This window comes from methane-oxidizing endosymbiont of Gigantopelta aegis (assembly GCF_016097405.1).
Taxonomy (GTDB): domain Bacteria; phylum Pseudomonadota; class Gammaproteobacteria; order Methylococcales; family Methylomonadaceae; genus Methylomarinum.
Genome location: NZ_JAEHGD010000001.1, coordinates 1,189,831 through 1,208,432, shown reverse-complemented (window position 1 = coordinate 1,208,432; position 18,602 = coordinate 1,189,831). Strand labels below are relative to the sequence as shown.

Sequence of the window (18,602 nt, the reverse complement as noted above, 5' to 3'; positions counted from 1 at the left end):
CTAAAAAACATAATCAAATTAAGCATAGGTTAAGGTTGATGTTTTTTGAAGAGTTAGTCTAAAAAATGTGAGCTATATCTAATTTTTAGGCTTATATGCGTTTTCGGAGTGCTGGATAATCAACGGACATAGCATAAAACCGATCAAGACCCCTAATGACACAACGCTGGCCAGGATTTTCAGTGAGGTACTTTCAGCCGCCAGCAGACTGCCGAAGGCCAGTGCGCTAGTTAGCATGGAGACGGCCATAGCCTGATAAGTCACTAAAATATTTCCGCCTCGGTTTTCCTGATAAAAAATACCATAGTCGACACAAATCGCGACAACCAGCAAAAAAGCCACTAAATGGAGAAAGCTGATAGCAACACCCGCAATGGCCCAGGATGACAAAATAAACAAGGCGGCTAACACGGCCGGCAACAGGGTTGAGACTGTTGTCGTCAGGCTGCGATAGCGATGCAGCATCAGCAGCATAATCAGGCCTACGCCTGCCAACAGCAGCTTTTTGGCCGTTTGTGTATATTCGTTGAGCATGGCATTCAATAAATCACGCTGACTGAAATAGCGCGCATTGCTCCAATCAGAAAATGCCTGGCGAATGATTTCAGGCCTATGTTGCGATAAGCCGATCAGAATAATTGTTTTATCCGCCTGTTGCATGATGCGACTGTCGAGTAGGTGTTTGACCGGTGTTTTAAATATGACATCCAGTGTCAAAGGTGGATTGAAAGGGTAGTTCAAATGGCCTAATTTGATGACGGATAAACCTTCCTGTTGTAATGCTTCTTGCCAGTGTTTTATGTTTGTCGGCGTCAGCTTGGCTTTCAGGATTTTCTGGTTCAGACGCTGTTGTTGACTGGATAGCAACCAGGGGAAAAGTCCGAAATATTCGGTAAGCGCCTGCTGTTGCTTGAGCTGGTCAAGGCGTTGATAAACCTGCTCGGCATGGCGTAATGCTAATTCTGTGGTGTCACCTGACACCAGAATGAAGCGGCCAGGCTCGATGCTGGTCATGCGGGAGCGGATACGGCGGTCTTGCTGTTTTAGATAATCAAGTTCCGGCGTGAGTTGTTGCATATCCTGCATCCAGTGCAGATGGCTCAGTGGCCAACTGGCGGCCAATAAAAATACAGCAATCATCACCCAGCCGATTTTACGATAACGCTGACACAAATGTATCCAATGTTGAATACCGATGATTCTGACCGGTTGCGAGGATTGAATCACCAGTGCCGGTAGCATGAAGCGCGTGATCAGTAGAGCGATAACAATACCGCTTGCTGCAAATACAGCGACTTGTTGAAAACCGGGATAACCTGATATACCCAACGCCAAATAGCCGATTAAAGTGGTTACACCACCGAGTAACATGCTGGGCCAGATGCGCGCGATGATAGTTTGTGGCGGTTGCTGTGGCGGTTGCTGTGGCGTTTGCTGAGTATGCACCAGAGCATGAATCGGGTAATCGATACAAATACCAACCAGCGTCGCACCGATGGCGATGGTCATGCCGTGGATATAGCCAAAAATACTGGCGGTGATCAGAATCGCGCTTAGAATCACAATCGCTAACAGGGTAAATACCTGAAACATTTGAAAAAGTGAGCGGAATGCCCACAAAAACAGAAGTATCAAGGCCAGCGAAGAGACGATACTGATTTTGATAATATCACCTTGAATCAGACGCTGAGTCGCCACAGCAAAAACCGGTACGCCGGTCATTTCCAACTGATAGTGCAGATTGTGATTCAAGGCTTTGAAACGCGCTAAAATGGCCTGTTGAATGGTTTGTTGTGCTGAGGTATCCATACCCGAAGGCCGAGTTTCTAAAATCAGATTTTGATAGTTTGTTGTGGGTTGGGATTTGAATTTTTTCGCCAGGCTTTGAAAGCCGTTCAGAGTTAATAACAAAGGATCACGCAAGGCAATCGGCTTAATCAAGGCCGCTTGCGGTGACAGCAACGCCTGTTTTAAAAAATGCGCTTTTTGTTGTAAGCCGTGTGTTGAAAAAAGTGTGTTTAAATCTTCTTCGGGATGCAAGCTGTAAATGGAACTGGCATGATTAACATACAACGTCTGTAAAGCGTTTAGTGCCTGTTTTTTTTGATCAGGTCTCCAGACATCGGTAACATTGTCGATGCTCTTTAATTGTACAATCAGTTGCTGGATAAATTGTGGTTCAAGGGGCTGGTTTGTGTTGGGGGTAATGGCAATTAAATAACGCCGCGACAGGTTACCTGATTGCATGCTGTGGGCGAGTAGTGCTTCATCGGCATTTTTACCACTGACAATAAAGGTGGATAGATCGGTTTTAAAGCTGACTTCGTGATAGGTCAGTGCAGCTAACAGCAAAGGCAAGCCGTAAAATAAAATGCGTAATAGCATGCGTTTAGCGTATGGATTGAGTTAATTGCCGAAGGAGTTGCTCAATTTCTTGCTCAACGCCTTTACCTTCGGCTATTTTAGACAAGCTCATGGTGCTGCTGTCGCCATCGGCTTGCTGGATGTCGATGTGGTCAGCCGGCTGTTGCAACGGCCCACTGATAATAATCTTGAAAGCGGAATCGGGATCATTTTTATCCTTTAAAATCAGCTGCCATCGATTGGTCAGACTCAAAAAATCCAGTTGATAAAATCGTTCGAGGAGCAGCATATCCTGGCTCATCAGGGCCTTGAACACCGCAATATTCAGACTGAATGGGTTGCTGTCATCTAGCAGGCCCTGGTGGTGAACCTGATTTTTTATATCATAATAAAAAAGCTGCTGCCCGATGACTGCCATCAATATCGGTTCCGGTTTAAGCTGTTGTTTAATCATCACCCCCGCCTTTGGCAAGGAATACAAAAAACCTTCACCGTGCCAGGGCTGCGCCATCAGTGCCAGATCCTTACGCTCTTGATAAGCTAACTTTACGGCGCTGTCGGTGTGCATTCTTTTCAATACCGCAGGCAAGCTATCGCGAGCATGGCCTGAGAAACTGATGAACAGCAGCAAAAACAAGCTAAAATAGTTCATTGCTTCTCCAAATCCATCCATACTTTGCGACCATTAACAACCATGCTGCGCAGACTGGCAGCAGGGTTTGGAATGGAAAGCTCCGGGAAACGCACATGTCGGTAAATGTATTCGCCAATCATCAACAATCCAATTAACAGATAAATAATCAGGCCATTGTACAATGCCCACCATTGATCGCTTGCCCACAATGCCAAAGCAATACAAAACACAGCATTAAAGGCAAAAAACAGCGTCCAGATCAATGTCAGCCGGGCTAAATAATCACTGACGCCTGGAGGGAACTGCGGAAACTCCAGGCGTACAAAGCGTTCAATGAAGGATGGGCCGTGGTTTTTCAACAAGGTTTTGCCAAACACAAACATCAGCATCAACTGAATCAATACCGGCATTGCCTTAGCGGTTAGTGTTTGCACATAAAAAGCGCCTAATAGCAGCGTAACCGCGATGCTGGCTTTATAGAGTTTGGCTTTTACGCGGCGGACTTTTACGGCCTGTAATAAATAAATTGCCGAAAACAATACAGGCGCAACCCAGGCCATTTGTTGTTGAATACCGATATAAACCAACAGCGGATACGCCATAAAAAGACAGGTGACAATAATGCCTTTCGTTATGCCAACAAGACTCAAACCAGATTGAGTCTGAATCTGTTTATTGCCGGCCTGAATAATCGCTTCTGTTGATTGTTTGGGCGCCAATGTACTGCGATTACGCGATTTACGCTTGCGGCGTTTTTTATAATGGCTCATCAATCAACGATCTTATAGACTTTGCCATTGCGGAAATGTACACGGAAGCGGTTGAAGCGGCCACTCCAATAGGTCCAGATATTCATATCCAGATTAGGTGTTTCGGTGATCGGCGGATAGCCAATAGCGACCAGTACGGCTTTTTTACGCATGCCTTTGCCGACCGAACCTTCTTTAATATGGCGGCGTTCCAGACGGTTGAATTGCCTTAAATTCACTTTGCGTTTAGCAAATAACTTGTCAAATGCAGCAAAAATATCATCACCGGTGTGTTTTTTGACATTTTTGATCAACAAAGGCTTAGACATATTCTCTGGCTGTACCTCTATAGTTTTTGACTTTATTTTCAACAGCCTTACTTTGGTATTGACCGGAATAGATGCGCCACGGCGGAAATTGGTCGTCAAATGTACTCCTTTTTCATAGCGGATCACAAATTGGGTATAGTAATCGTCACCGACAACGATATGAGCAGGTAATTCATCAGGTTTCAAGGTTTTATTACAGGCCGTCAATAGCATGGCTATCGATAACAAAATCAGGCTGCGGATAAACAATTTCATAGCAAAACCTCCTTGTCGGAAGATAAAGAAAGCGGGTGTGATGGCCAGGGACAATCGCTCAAACAGCTAAAGCGAGAATATATTTTGGTCCATGGTGTGAATAGATAATTCAAACATATTGATCCTTTAATAACAAATGAGATAGGGTATTTAAACAAAGCAAGGGTTGCCGATCTAAACCAACTAATGTTTAATGTTAGAGTTTTATACATACTTAACTCAAGGGATAAAAAATGACAAAACTTGTTGCAATTGAAGGCATCGGCGAAGGGTATGCCTCTAAACTCGAACAGGCTGGTATTAACTCGGTTGAAGCACTTTTAGAAACCTGCGGCGAAAAAAAAGGCCGTAAGGATATCGCCGAAAAAACGGGTATCAGCGAAAAACTGATTCTGAATTGGACAAATCGGGCAGACTTAGCGCGGGTTAAAGGCATTAGCACTCAATATGCTGATTTACTAGAATGCGCAGGTGTCGATACCGTTCCAGAACTGGCTCAGCGCAACTCCGAAAATCTACAGACTAAAATGGCAGAAATTAATGAGGAAAAAAACCTGGTGCGTAAAATTCCATCTGTTTCGCAAGTCGAAGACTGGGTCGCTCAGGCAAAACAATTACCTCGTGCTATCAATTATTAAAACCTTAGAAGCCATACAAAATCGTGAATAAAGATGGAAGGGGGTGGCCAAAAAAAGACCGAACCAAAGATGCTTAGGTGATACAACTTTTTGCGCATCTATGGCAGGGCAATTGGCATATCATCAGATGCCGATTGTCTTGCCTTAATCCATCGCAAGAACTCTTCGTTGCTTAAAGGTTTAGAAATGCCATAGCCTTGCCCAAAGGTACAGTTCATCATTTTCAAAATATCGCTGTGTTCTTCGGATTCTATCCCTTCGGCAATAATCAATTTATCGAAACTTTCGGCTAAGCCAATTGTACCTTTAACGATTGCCATATCGTCAGGGTCATTCAGCATGTCAATGACAAAGCTTTTGTCAATTTTGATAAAGGAAATGGGAAGCTGTCTTAGATAGGTCAGTGAAGAAAAACCGGTGCCAAAATCATCGAGCGCGATGCGAACATTGTAATCGTGACAACTTTGCAGCATGTTTTTTGCGATGTCAAAATCTTTGATAGCCGCAGATTCGGTGATTTCCAATACGAGTTGTTCCGGTTTAACATCGGGGTGGCTTTCCAAAAACTGTACCAACTCTTTAAAAAAATCAGGATGCTGAATATGGCAGCATGCGATATTGACGCTGATTTTTAAGATTAAACCCTGTTTATTCCATTGCTGCAGTTGTTGACAGGCCTGTTGAATCACCCAGCGCCCCAGTTCTATCATAAGCTCACTGTCCTCGATAGCCGGGATGAATTCATCGGGAAATATCATTCCCTTATTTGGATGATTCCAGCGAATCAAGGCTTCTGCGCCAATCACCTTGTCGCTGTCGAGATGAATTTGCGGTTGATAGAATAAAACGAATTGATTGCTTTCCAGAGCGACTTTAATCTCTTGGCGCAATGCAAGCTCAGAATGGATTAAACCGTCCATTTTGGCATTAAAAAATTGCACCTGATTGCGGCCTTTTTGCTTGGCTTCATACATCGCTTGGTCTGCATGGCGGATCAGCGCTTCCGAATCAGACGGGTCATCCGGAAAAATAGTCACGCCGATGCTCGGAGACACCTTAAGTTGTGCTGATTTGGTGATAATCGGCTGGTTAATCAATTGTGTTATACGCTCTAAGGGCGCGGTAAGGTTATCGGGTTTTTCAATATGCATCAAAATGACAAATTCATCGCCGCCAAGGCGGGCAATCGTATCGGGCTCGCGAATGATGGATACAAAACGCCGGGCGATTTCAATGAGTAAAAAGTCCCCTGTTTGATGACCAAAGCTGTCATTAATAGCCTTAAAACCGTCAAGGTCAATAAAAATAACGGCCAACATTTCTCGATTACGTTGTGCTCTAAGAATCGCTTGTTCCAATCTTTCAGACAGTAACGCCCGGTTGGGTAATTTTGTTAATGGATCATGAGTGGCTTGCCAGGCCAGATGTTCGGTTCTTTCGGCAACTTTTTGCTCCAGCGATTGATTGATCGCATGTAATTCACGCGTTATGCGGTTTTTGGCTGCCCAGCTTTTTTCCAGCTTCAGGCACATCTCATTAAAAGCGGTGCCGAGTTGAAAAATTTCATTATTGCCAGCAAGGGGAACACGTTTGGATAAATCTAAAGTGGTTGAAATTTCAACCGCGGTTCGGGTTAAGGCTTGAAGCGGCTGACTGATTTTACGACTGGTGACCAGAATAATAATCAATACCAATAAAATGGTAATACCCGCAATAATCAGTGTGATGGTCAATAGATGTTTTATGGGGGCATAAAAACGGCTGCTATCAGCGAGTAAAACCCAGTGCCATAAGTTAGTCAACGGGGTATTTGCCGTATTGTCCAGACTGACGACAAAATAGTCCTCATTGCCAATAGATATTTCTGGCATAGCTGTATTATTGTGTTGGCCGGCTTTATGATGCAGCACGGCTTTAAGTAAATCGACAGCGGCCTGATTGGGGAGTTTGTCGCCATTCAGGATAATATCGTCAGCATGATTGAATAGCAATAGATGGTTTTGGGGGATTGATATCTGCAGTTGTGCGGCAATGGTTGACCAGGGATACGTCATAAACAGGTAACCTATCGGTGCATTCGAACCAAAACTGCCGTATACCGGTTGCCATAAAGCAATAATGGGTTTATGGGTAATGGGGTCGAGGTGTTTATCGATCAAAGGCTGTTTTTTTTGTATTGCGATGAGGTATTTTTTTAAATTTTCTAGCCCAGTAACCCGGTGGTCTGAGGCAATTAATTTTCCCGAACGGGACAGGGCATAGAGATGTCCAGGTAAGTGGTGCAATTTTTTAAAGGTTTCCAAACTGTGGGTAATTCTAAGGTCGGCATCTTCTGTCAGCAAGTCATTCATGACGACCAGACTGGCCCAGGATTTAAGGTTGGTCAGTGATTGGCTTAATGTCGATTCCAATTTCTGGCGTTGCGTTGTCGCGAGAAGGTGGAGCTCTTCAAATGCGCGGGTTTTTAGATATTTAGACAATTCAAAGGAAGCCGCACCAAATAAACACCCTAAAACAATTAAAAAAATGCTGCCATAGGTTAAAAAGAGCTGGCGGGATATTGTGCGTTTAATCATTGCAGCTGGCCTAGGACTGTTATGTGTGGGTATTCATCCGGCAGGCTACCTTCAATATAGGCAATGGCACCGGGAACCTGTTCGACAAAGGATAAGACAGCCTTTTTGGAATTCTGAATTATCGGTAATGGGATACCTTTGTAATACATTTTTTTTAAATACCAGGCATATTTTTTACTGTTGAGTCCTAATTTGTGTTCAAACTGTTGGCGCAAACGACTGTCTGAGGGTCTGTTGACGACAATAATAGGTGCTTCATCAGACCAAGCGCGCTGTTTGAGTAAATAAATGTTTTTAATTTTTTCCTTGGGCAATGCCGGTAAGATAAGGGTTTCCGGTAAATGAGCGATAATAAGAATCTTGGCATCTAAAGCAGAAACGGAAGGGGCAACTAATAGGGTTAAAAATAAAACGAGTGGACGCATTAGAACATCACCCCGACAGAACTGTATACACCTTCGTTTATGCCCAGATTGGCTCCCCAATGAAACACATATTCCAGCTTCCAGACCAGTGAATTCTGGGTACGAAAATTAACCCCTAGAACAACATTTTGTTGCGATTGAAGGGCGTCGCGTTGACTGAAGGTTTCGCCCCTGCCAACCACTGACCACCTATTGGTGACAGGTGCGACCCATTGCAGATAGCCGCCCCATTCATGATTATACCGACGCCGGCTTTCCGAGCCATAAATAGAGGCATAAAAAAGTTGCGTGCTGAGTTTTACATAATCGAAATCGTAAAAGCCGTCGACAGTGAATAAGGTTTGTCGTTCGCGGCGAGTGGTTAATTCAGCATGCTGCATCGATAATGCGATTTGACCGGAAAATTCATCGCCATAGTGTAAATTGATGCCCGTGATATTTTTATAGCGAATCGGGCGTTGTTCGCGAGTTTTGGGTAACAATTCCGTCCAGGGTTGATAATAAAGGTCAATATTGGGTAGCCATTGTGATTGTGGCGAGTAAAGTAAAGAAAAACCGGAAATAAATTCCGAGAAATTAAAATAGGTAGTCAATGGGCGTATTGTTGTCGCCACCAAAGGGCTGGCATGAATTTGGTTCCATTCCCCCACAGGCGCCAGCATTTTTCCGATACGCAGCGTCAGGTTATGGGAAATCAGGATGTCATTATAAAGGCGCTCTAAATCAAACTTTCCCGCGTGCGTAAAAGCGCCCTGGCCTTCTGTCCAAAGGGGTTGATTAACATATTCAATCTCAAAAAACGGATTAAGATAGCGATTGAATCGTCCTTGTCCAAACATGGCCAGATCATCCAGGGATAAATCAACAGCCTGGTGCTGATGGATTGGGGCGACAAGTTCAACTACCGCATAGCCGCTGAATGTCCAAGAACCGATGGTATAGCCATTGCCTAAGGTGTAGCTATTGGCTTGTTGGGACAGACAAAAAAATAAGCACAGGCAAGGCGCTAATAATTTATGAATAGTGCACCGGAATATTGTTTTCAGTGATTGTCTATGGGTCATATAAAATGCAATATCTCATCGGTGTTGATTTTACTATAGACGGTAAATTCCAAAAATTCTATGCTGACATGGTGTGTAATGGTTGAATTACAAGCAACACGGCGTTTTCCCGTTTTCCATTCAGCCGATATTGAATCGAATTGCTCGAAACTCTGTAAAAGCCTATATAACACAATAACTTGATGGTATATTAAACGTACAAGTAACTGCTCACCCGGTTGTGTTTTAGCCGGAGTAGGTCATTGATTTATCAGGACACGTGAATACATCCATGTCGTTCTGCATAACATCCCTGTTATGCAAGCCTGATAAATCAACAACCTACACCTGCTTTTTAGAGGGGGTGAGTAGATACACGTACAAGGTGTCTGTAATCTCGCCTGCGGGTTTTCGGGCTGAGAAACTTAGCTAACACTCATGATGGAAACGATATATGGCATTGATATCACTACGACAATTACTGGACTATGCGGCTGAAAATGATTTTGCTGTTCCCGCTTTTAACATCAGCAATATGGAGCAGGTGCAAGCTATTATGCAGGCTGCGGATGCTTCAAGTAGTCCGGTCATTATGCAGGTTTCAGCCGGTGCCAACCGCTATGCCGGAGAGGTGTTTTTGCGGCACCTGGTGCTTGCTGCCATAGAACAGTATCCGCATATTCCGGTCGTTTTACATCGCGATCATGGGCCGACACCTGCCATTTTCGCACAAGCGATACAGGCCGGTTTCAGCTCGGTGATGATGGACGGCTCGTTACTAGACGATATGAAAACGCCGGCCTCATTTGAATACAATGTCAGCGTTACTCAACAAGTCGTCGCCATGGCGCATGCTTGTGGCGTGTCTGTCGAAGGCGAAATCGGTTGTCTCGGTTCGCTGGAGCATATTGATCAAACATCAAGCGATGATTACCAACGCCTGTTGACTGATCCCGATGAGGCGGTTGCCTTTGCCGAGCAAACACAGATTGATGCCTTAGCTGTCGCTATCGGCACCAGCCATGGCGCATACAAATTCAGCAAGCCGCCGACCGGGGAAGTGCTGGTCATCAGTCGCCTGAAAATGCTGCAACAGCGCTTGCCGAATATGCATTTTGTCATGCATGGTTCCAGTTCAATACCCCAGGAATGGCTGAAAATTATTAACCGCTATGGCGGCCAGATTCCGGAAACCTATGGCGTTCCGGTCGAAGAAATTGTCGCCGGTATTCGATATGGCGTGCGTAAAGTCAATATTGATACCGATCTTAGAATGGCCTCCACCGGCGCCATCCGGCAATTTGTTGCGCAACCTGCGCATGCGGCCGAACTGGATGCACGTAAAATTTACCAGGCTGCCCGCGATGCCATGCAAGACTTATGTCAATCGCGTTTTGAAGCATTTGGTAGCGCCGGCCATGCGACTAAAATCAAACCTTTCTCATTAGCCAAAATGCGTTCGCGTTATTCATCCTGAAAATAAAATCGATACCATGACAATAAACCCGATCGAAACCATCGCTCAACAAAGCCGGTCTGCCGCCAGGCAATTAGCGACGACCAGCGAGGCACAGCGCAATAGTGCCCTCAGCTATATGGCCGAAGCCTTACAACAACAAAAACAGGCCATTTTAATGGCCAATGCCAAGGAGGTAGACAAGGCCCGGCAAGCCGGATTGCCTGCGGCCATGCTTAAACGGTTGAGCCTGGATGAAAAGGCCTTTCAATATATCGTATCACGACTGCAAAAAGTTGCTGCCAGGCCGGATCCATTAAATCGTGTGTTACACGGCCATACCAATCCGGCCGGATTGCGCGTGTATAAAAAATCGGTACCACTCGGCGTTATTGGCATAATTTACGAGTCAAGGCCCAATGTCACCACCGATGCGGCTGGCGTCTGTATCAAAAGTGGTAATGCACTGATTTTGCGCGGCGGCTCGGAAGCCCTACAAACCAATATTCTATTAGCCGATGCCATGATTGAAGGTGTTGTACGGGCAGGGCTGCCTGAACACGCGATTCAAATTATCCGTCAATCTGGCCATGAAACAGTCGATCAACTGCTGCAAATGGATGATTATATCGATGTTCTGATTCCACGTGGTGGCAAAGGCTTGATCAAGCGTATCGCCGCAGGCACCCGTATTCCGGTTATCAAACATTATGATGGCATCTGCCATTTATATATTGCGGCAGACGCAGAACCCGAGCAGGCAATTGCTTTGGCCATCAATGCCAAATGCCAAAGCGTGCAGGTGTGTAATGCGCTGGAAACATTATTGATTGATCAAGCCTGTGCCGAACAGCTGTTACCGCGATTACATACGGCTTTTAGTGACAAGGGTATCGAATTGCGCGGTTGCGAGAAAAGCCGGCGAATCCTGTCTGGTATCGCGGCGGCGACAGAAGAAGACTGGCAAACAGAATATCTGGCTCCCATTCTGGCAGTCAAAATCGTCACCGATATTGAACAGGCGATTGCGCATATCAACGACTATGGCTCGGGTCATACCGACAGCATTGCAACCGGCAGTCTTGATAAAGCCTGGCAATTTGAACAGCAGGTCGATTCTGCTTCGGTACTAATCAATGCCTCAACTCGCCTCTCCGGTGGCGGCGATTATGGCTTAGGCTCGGTCGTTGGCATCAGTACCGACAAGCTCCACGCCCGCGGTCCGGTTGGTCCGGATGAGCTCACCACCTATAAATGGGTGGCGTATGGCAATGGCCATTTACGGCAATGAGACTGTGAATACAATCTTCAAAAATTAACGGCCCACTATGATCAATCCACGCAGTCTGGTTCGCGCCCTGGATAAACACTGGGAGATTATTGAATATCTGGTGGCCTTAGGACGTGAACATATCGCCTTTGAGCGGGATGAAGTATTGAGCCTGCTGGCAAAAGCCTACCCGGATTCCAGCCGGGAACAGGGCATCGAACGCCTACAACAGCTTATCAACAGCGAACTGCTGGTCAGACTGTCGCACAGCGACAGTTTACAAATTAACGATGTTGTCAGTCAGTTTGTCAGTAGCCTGTTGCATGAACACGAACTTGGTTTGCCGGAAATTTTAAAAGTTAGAATCAATGATATTCAGAACGGACTGGCGCAGATGCAACAGGCGATGGATGAGCGAGACATGGCCGCCTTGCAAAGTGGCGCCATTCGCATCGACAAACAGTTACGCGAAATTTTGCAGGCCTTGGAGCGCGACAGTCATGCCATTCAAGCCATTGCCGAGCGCGCCAAATCCAGTAATGAGAGTATGCCGCTGGCGCAGCGTTATCGGGAAGTGCTGGAAGCCTATGACCATTATGTACTGCCGATGGAGGCCTTGATGGATTCCGGCGCTGGCGGTACCTTTTATCCGTTGTTGGAAAGGGCAGAGTCGGTGCTGGATAAATTAGTGCAAACCCTGACTACGCAAGGCGGTTTATACAGCCATCAACAGATGCTGCGGCAAGTGGGATTTCGGGTGAAAGATATTCGCCAACAAGGCCGGCTCGCGTTAAAACAGGCCACCAACACCTTAATGCCATTACGTGAAGAAGTTCGGCGGCACAATCATTTAAGCGCTGCCATCGGGCAGTTACTTGGGGAAGTCCGAAAAAAAGGTCTCAATCGCAGCTTTCCCAGTCAGTGCGTACCGGTCTGGCGTAAACAACGCAGCCTGTCCATTGCGGTTGGCCCTGAATTGTTGACTCTGATGGAACAGGCCCGAGGCTATCAGGCTAAAACGGTCTCTTTTCCGGAACAATCCTATGAGCCGCTGTTAGTCACACTGGAACAGGTTGACGAAGACGCTATTCAACGGCATTTATATCAATCATTACCGGTTCCAGATTTAATGGACTGGTTGTTGCAATACTATGCTGATTATCAGGATACCACTTTGCTGAAACTTTATCACAAACTGATTCGACTGCCGGATATTAACGCCACGCCTAATCCAAACCCGGTTCAGCATACCTTGAAACAGGTCAGGCTTAAATTACATAGCCATATTATGGAGTCTGAATGACGATTGATCTAACACAATTAACGCAACTGCAAGCTTTGTTCAAAACACTAAGTTCCGGCGCGCACATCAATCGATTGCAAGATATCGAGCTGTGGACAGAACTGGAAAATCTCTATGAACAGTATCAACAGTTGTTTTCCGCATTGGGTTTTACTGTGGTGATGGATGGCCGGGGCTTTGCCTATTTCAAAACCGAACAGGCTAGCTCGAATATCAACAAACTGAGTAAACGCATTGCCTTATTCTTGATGCTGTTATTCGAATACCAGGCAGACCAGGGCTTGCATCTGTTTCAGTTTCAGCAATGGCGTATCGATAATGCGTTATTGCAAACGCTTTGTCAGCATTACCATGCCATTTTGGAAGTCGAAGAAATGTCAGACACCCAAGCCTTGAAAGATACTTTGGATCGTGCGGTTCGCGTCGGTTTTGTGTTGTTTGATGATGACAGCTATTGGCTATTGCCGGCCGTTCATCGTTATCTGGATTTATTTGAAGAATTGGCAGAGGCCGATAAGCCTGAGTTGATGCCAACACTGAAAACAAGCTATGAAGATGAATTAGAAGACGAGGATGAATTTCAGGGGGACAAGGCATGAGTCTGGCGCACTATGGTTTTCAAAAACTGGTTTTACTGAACAGTGCCGGTTACAGTCGGGCAGAATTACCGCTGGATCAGTCTGTTTCCATCATCGCGCCAAATAACACCGGCAAGACTAGCCTCATCAATGCATTGCAGTTTTTACTGATTATTGACCGGCGCTTGATGGATTTTGGTGCACATTCAATCGACAGCTCGCGAAAGTTCTATTTTCCCGATAACAGCGCCTATATTCTGCTGGAAGTATTATTGCCAGCCGGCATGGTCGTTATCGGTTGCGTCGGCAAGGGCCTGAGCCACGACTATGAATACTTCGCTTACCAGGGAAGCCTGGATGTCGATGATTTTCGGCAACAAGACAACACACTGGTAACTCAGCCTAAGTTGATCGAACATTTGCTGGCGCGCGGTAAATCGGCCCGCATCTATCAATCGCATGATTTACGAGCCTTGTTGTATGGCAATCGCCAAAAGCAGCGCTCGGAAGAGCCGGATTTGACCGTTTTCCCGCTCATGTTTACTTCTCAGGCGGGCACCTATCAACGCATTTTAACGCGCACCTTACGGCTAGACAGCCTCGATAGTCGGCAGGTGAAATCCTACTTGTTGGAAATCTACAAAAACGATTTGCTCGACCGTAGCATTAATTTTAAAGAAGAATGGGATAAATCATTCGCTGACGTCAATTATGACAAATCCCAGTTTGATGCCGTTTCCCGCAATCAGGCTTTGATTGCTGAACTGGAGCAAAAGCAGCAGCAGCGTAAACGTTTGCGCGGCAAAATCATTGTGTTAAAACCGCTGATTGAAAAGATGCTGAGCCAATGGGAAGATTATTTCAACGGGCAATGTGCCGAGATGTCTAAAGCACGGACACAATTGCAGGAACAGCAGATAGAATTCAAAGAGCGACAGAAGCAAATTTATCAGGTTCAGGCTGATGTCAGAACAGAGCAAAAAGCACAACAGCAGGCCGAACAGCGCTACCAGGACTTGAAACTGGAATTTACTTACATTAAAGATCTGGCTCAATTACAAGATGAGCAACAAACACTGCAAGCACAGCGCGACCAGTTGGTCGCACGATTGATGCAGGCAAAAGACCAACAGGATGCAAATGTCATTCGTCGCCAGATTGACAAGTGTCAGAAAGAGCAAAACAGCGTGCAACGGCAACTGGAAACACTCGATAACAACTTATTCCTACAATTGCAAAAATCGCTGTCGACCGAAAGCTTCGATGCCTTGAGTCGCTTATTGGCCAAGCCGCTATTAAGCTCGGCTGTGGCGGCAGACGATACTGTGCAATTGCTGGATGAGGAACAACTACAGCAGGCAGGTCGCCAGCTCAGCCAGTATATAAACGGTGATCGGTTGGAAATGGCCGGCTTGGTCATCGACTTATCCCAACTGGAGGCTAATCTGCATATCAAAACTGCCGACGAATTACAGGCCGAACTGAAAGAATTACAGCAACAGGAAGCTGGTTTGAGAAAAACGCTGGAAACGATTGAGCATCTTGAGCAAGAACAAGAAAAGCTGGCCGAGTTTGACCGGCGGCTTGATGAATGTCGACAAACCATCGAGAAATACAAACAATTTCAGCAATTGCAAAACAGCCACGACGAGCGGCAAACCCGTCTTACCGAGCTTGAAAATCAACTGCAACAACTACAGCAGGAAGAGCGGCAGTTTGATCGACAACTCGACACCATCAATGCCGAATTATCCCGTGTCGAAAAAGCGCGAGAAATGCTCAAGCAGCAACACCAGCGTATCGATAAAGCCCGTCAGCAACGAAAAGATCACACGTCATTGTTTACTCATCTCGAGCGGCGGCCACATCTGCCTTATATGGAAAACGCAGCCTTTGACATCGCACAACTGGCCGATCAAATCGAGCGCTATAACCAGAATTGTCAGGAATTGCATGATCTGGATAAAGTATTGGCTGACGGTCTAAATCAGCTCCATCATGAAGGAATTAACAAATTCCAGATTCAGGACGATCCAGAGCAAGAGCTGCAAGCGCTGTTCAATTACACTACCCAGCTCAAGCAGGAGCAGGCAGCCATTGAGCGCAAGGCGCGTTCGGCCGTTGTCCAGGTTGCCGCCATTCTGCGTGATTTGCGAGATAGTCTGGAAACCTTGAAACGGCGCATGGCCGACTTCAATAAAATTATCAATCGTCGCCAACTGTCCGACCTGAAAGTCTTCAAAATAGAGCCGCGCGAAGAAGAAACCCTTGTCAATGCGATTCGCACCTTGATTTCTACGTCTGAACAGGTCGATTCTGGCGACTCGTTTGACTTGTTCGACCATAATACAGTGTTGGATGACAAAGCACTCAACAAGGCTAAGGATCTGTTAATCAAACAGGGAGAAAAACTCGGTAGCCTGAAGGTCGAGCATCTGTTCCGACTGGTTTTTGTGATCGGTAAGCAAAACCAAGCGGCCGCTGAATTTGACGATTTGGACAGTGCAGCATCAAACGGAACCGTCTTGATGGCCAAGCTTATCACCGGGCTCGCCATGCTCAATCAAATGCAAGATGCCAGAAAAAGTATCAAAACCGCCTGTTATCTGGACGAAGCGGCCTCATTAGACCAAGCTAATCAACGCAATTTAATTGAAACTGCGAATGAGTTTGGTTTTTCCCTGATTTTTGCCTCCCCTGAGCCGCAAATCACCGCCCGCTACTGTGTACCCATCGGCACGCAAAACGGTAAAAATTATATCAGCCGCTTGAACTGGCAGATTCTGGAACCGATCGACGAGACCCAGGCATGAATGCCTTAGTCAACATCATCCAGCGGCTGCTGAACAACTCAGGGGTGCTGATGAAATCCGAGCTGACGGCCAGGCAGCGCAAGGCATTGGAACAATTCGCGCAGCAGACTCGTTTGATTGAAATCAGCAAACAAGGCCGCAGCACCCTTTATCGCGCCAGCAATGTCACGGCGCTGGCAGACTATCTTGCCCGGCATCAGCCGTTGACAGAAGCCGAGCTGCCCGTTGATATTCCAAACCGCAGCCGCAATGTCGGTCTTCACGCTGACAGTAAAAAAGGCAAATCTACACATGATGCCTATTATCTATTGATGAAAGCCTGGGATGATGGCGTCATCTGGTCGAATGGCAAAGATCAACTGAATGTTGCCACAATGACCCGTCAATTTGGGTTAGCGGCATTACAAGTAAGCACCAAACAAGCCTGGCAATGCAAAAAACCTCTGCTATTGATTGAAAATCAAGCCTTGTTTGACCGCTGTGACTGGTTGGAAAACAGTTTCGAGGGCTGTCTGATTTATTATGCCGGGCAACTGCCGGATATCCTGCTGCAATGGCTGGCAGAACGTCCCCGCAGTTCGCAGCTTGTTTTGTTCCCGGATTACGATGGCGTGGGCTTGTCAAATTATGTCCGCTTGCTGGAATCCATTCACCCTGAAACCAAGGCCGATTTTTACTGGATGGCAAATTGGCAGGAAAAGCTACAAACCTTTGGTGACTCAGCAGTTTGGGCTAAAACCCATATCTTGTTTGAAAATGCTTGTCATAAACTGCAAGCAATCGGCGCTATGGATGAGAAGTTTCAACAACTTGCCAGTCTTTCCCAACGGCTAGGCAAGTCCTTGGAGCAAGAGGCGGTTTGGCTATAACAGCGCATTGCCCCAAATAAGTCTGTTAACCCCAAAAGTAGTAGGAAATTCTCCTACTGTTTTCAGGAAAAATTCCTTGGTTAAGGTGCTATTTTTCCGTTTACAATATTTTCTGATTTCCCTGATAACAAATTACGCTTACGTTATGTAAAAAGCTGGACGCTGCAAGGGTAAGTCAATGGTACAAGGATGTGTCATGGATCGCTGTTGTAGAAGTGTGTTTCGAACTTATTAAGACTAGTTGGCTGCGGCATGGCAACATGCCGCAGTTTTTTATTTAAGAGTTTTCAAAAGGGCTGAGCAGCCTTAAACGGATACGTGAAAAATACTATTGTTTTCTGGTTTATGGTTATGTTGTGCGTGATGCCGTTTAATGTAAAAGCTTATCGGATTACCGAGCTGGAGTTCAAGCATACCAAGCTGAAAGACATTATTCGCGTACTGGCAGAAGAATCAAACACCAATATTGTCGCCACCCCTGAGGCAGCAAGCAAAAGCATCAGTATATTTTTGCGTCATGTCACACTGGAAGAAGCGATTAAAGCCATGTGCCGGATCAGTGGCTTATGGTACCGCAAAGACAAAGAAGGCCGTGGAATTTACCGCATTATGACCAAAGAGCAATACAGCAAGGATCTGGTTGTTGGCCAGTATGACGACATTCGGGTATTTACTCTGCACAATCCTAATGTTATGGCTATCGCTTCAGCTATACAGGATTTGTATGGTAATCGGGTTTTCGTGTCTTTCGGCAGCGGTATTGATGTCGGCGGTGCAGGTGGTGCCGGGAGTGGACGGGCGGGGCGTAGAGGTGGCCGCGGAGGTCGGCAGGCCGGTCGTGGCGGTCGAATTGGAGGCCGGATCGGCGGGCGTCAAAGAGGTGCTTTTGGTGGGCAATCCGCCTTGGGTGGGCGCAACCAATTCGCCAATGCCACGAAAGAACTGACAGTGGAGCAACTGGAAACTTTAGCGGGCAAGCGTGGCGATAAGCAGATCGATGAAAAACAACTGAACAAGTTACTGGGTCAACGCACCATGACCTACATTACCCTCAATGAAGAACATAACCTGCTGGTGGTCAGAAGCAGTGATGCCGAAATGTTAAAAGCAATCACCAAACTGGTTGAGGAACTGGACAAACCGCAGGTGCAGGTGATGCTGGAAATGAAAATTGTCGATATTCAGGTCGGGGAAGATTTCGATTCCATTTTTAATTTTGAACTGACCAACAGCGGCATTACCGGCCAAAGCACCAATCCGATTATTTTAGGTGGTGCCGCCTTAACCGGGGGGGGCAGCC

General features: G+C 46.1%; 14 protein-coding genes and 1 pseudogene. 8 read left to right on the top strand and 7 right to left on the bottom strand.

The features are described from left to right. Positions 1-78 precede the first annotated feature (78 nt). Genes JEU20_RS06040 through JEU20_RS06025 form a run of 4 tightly spaced genes read right to left on the bottom strand, consistent with a single transcriptional unit; the run spans position 79 to position 4,331 of the window. Positions 79-2,385, bottom strand: a complete 2,307-nt coding sequence (locus JEU20_RS06040) for an MMPL family transporter (RefSeq protein ID WP_198244219.1) — start codon at positions 2,383-2,385, stop codon at positions 79-81. Between the two features lie 4 nt (positions 2,386-2,389). Continuing rightward, positions 2,390-3,016 (bottom strand): hypothetical protein, encoded by a 627-nt coding sequence (locus tag JEU20_RS06035; RefSeq protein WP_198244217.1) that lies wholly within the window; start codon positions 3,014-3,016, stop codon positions 2,390-2,392. Continuing rightward, a complete protein-coding gene (locus tag JEU20_RS06030; RefSeq protein ID WP_198244215.1) occupies positions 3,013-3,768 on the bottom strand; it encodes a COG4648 family protein in 756 nt (251 codons plus the stop codon). The genes JEU20_RS06035 and JEU20_RS06030 overlap by 4 nt, the downstream gene beginning before the upstream one ends. Beyond that, complete coding sequence (locus JEU20_RS06025) at positions 3,768-4,331, bottom strand: hypothetical protein (RefSeq protein WP_198244213.1); 564 nt, start codon at positions 4,329-4,331, stop codon at positions 3,768-3,770. The genes JEU20_RS06030 and JEU20_RS06025 overlap by 1 nt, the downstream gene beginning before the upstream one ends. A gap of 233 nt (positions 4,332-4,564) precedes the next feature. Between JEU20_RS06025 and JEU20_RS06020 the strand changes: the two genes are divergently transcribed. Further along, on the top strand, positions 4,565-4,969 hold the full coding sequence (locus JEU20_RS06020; RefSeq protein WP_198244211.1) for a DUF4332 domain-containing protein: 405 nt from the start codon (positions 4,565-4,567) through the stop codon (positions 4,967-4,969). 98 nt (positions 4,970-5,067) lie between these two features. On the opposite strand, the gene JEU20_RS06015 is transcribed toward JEU20_RS06020, so the two are convergent. From JEU20_RS06015 to JEU20_RS06005, 3 genes are read right to left on the bottom strand one after another with little or no spacing between them, the layout of a single operon-like run. Then, positions 5,068-7,545, bottom strand: coding sequence for an EAL domain-containing protein (locus JEU20_RS06015; protein ID WP_198244209.1), 2,478 nt, complete (start codon positions 7,543-7,545; stop codon positions 5,068-5,070). Beyond that, positions 7,542-7,970: a hypothetical protein gene (locus tag JEU20_RS06010; protein WP_198244207.1), complete on the bottom strand. Its 429-nt coding sequence runs from the start codon at positions 7,968-7,970 to the stop codon at positions 7,542-7,544. Before JEU20_RS06010 ends, JEU20_RS06015 begins: the two co-directional genes overlap by 4 nt. Continuing rightward, on the bottom strand, positions 7,970-9,034 hold the full coding sequence (locus tag JEU20_RS06005) for a hypothetical protein (RefSeq protein ID WP_198244205.1): 1,065 nt from the start codon (positions 9,032-9,034) through the stop codon (positions 7,970-7,972). Before JEU20_RS06005 ends, JEU20_RS06010 begins: the two co-directional genes overlap by 1 nt. Positions 9,035-9,467: 433 nt before the next feature. Here JEU20_RS06005 and fba point away from each other — a divergent pair, with 433 nt between their 5' ends. The 7 genes and pseudogenes from fba to JEU20_RS05970 form a co-directional block, all read left to right on the top strand. Beyond that, complete coding sequence (gene fba / locus JEU20_RS06000; protein WP_198244203.1) at positions 9,468-10,490, top strand: class II fructose-bisphosphate aldolase; 1,023 nt, start codon at positions 9,468-9,470, stop codon at positions 10,488-10,490. A gap of 16 nt (positions 10,491-10,506) precedes the next feature. Then, positions 10,507-11,760, top strand: coding sequence for a glutamate-5-semialdehyde dehydrogenase (locus JEU20_RS05995; RefSeq protein ID WP_198244201.1), 1,254 nt, complete (start codon positions 10,507-10,509; stop codon positions 11,758-11,760). Positions 11,761-11,797: 37 nt separating this feature from the next. Beyond that, the gene (locus JEU20_RS05990) at positions 11,798-13,042 is read left to right on the top strand and encodes a hypothetical protein (protein WP_198244199.1); all 1,245 of its coding nucleotides are present in this window, start codon (positions 11,798-11,800) and stop codon (positions 13,040-13,042) included. Then, positions 13,039-13,641 carry a condensin complex protein MksE gene (locus tag JEU20_RS05985; RefSeq protein ID WP_198244197.1) on the top strand — a complete coding sequence of 201 codons (603 nt, stop codon included), beginning with the start codon at positions 13,039-13,041 and terminating at the stop codon, positions 13,639-13,641. The genes JEU20_RS05990 and JEU20_RS05985 overlap by 4 nt, the downstream gene beginning before the upstream one ends. Next, on the top strand, positions 13,638-16,433 hold the full coding sequence (locus JEU20_RS05980) for a hypothetical protein (RefSeq protein WP_198244195.1): 2,796 nt from the start codon (positions 13,638-13,640) through the stop codon (positions 16,431-16,433). The genes JEU20_RS05985 and JEU20_RS05980 overlap by 4 nt, the downstream gene beginning before the upstream one ends. Further along, positions 16,430-17,302 carry a DUF7281 domain-containing protein gene (locus tag JEU20_RS05975; protein WP_214657289.1) on the top strand — a complete coding sequence of 291 codons (873 nt, stop codon included), beginning with the start codon at positions 16,430-16,432 and terminating at the stop codon, positions 17,300-17,302. The genes JEU20_RS05980 and JEU20_RS05975 overlap by 4 nt, the downstream gene beginning before the upstream one ends. A 363-nt stretch (positions 17,303-17,665) precedes the next feature. After that, positions 17,666-18,602, top strand: a pseudogene (locus JEU20_RS05970) (FecR domain-containing protein); the annotation flags it as partial.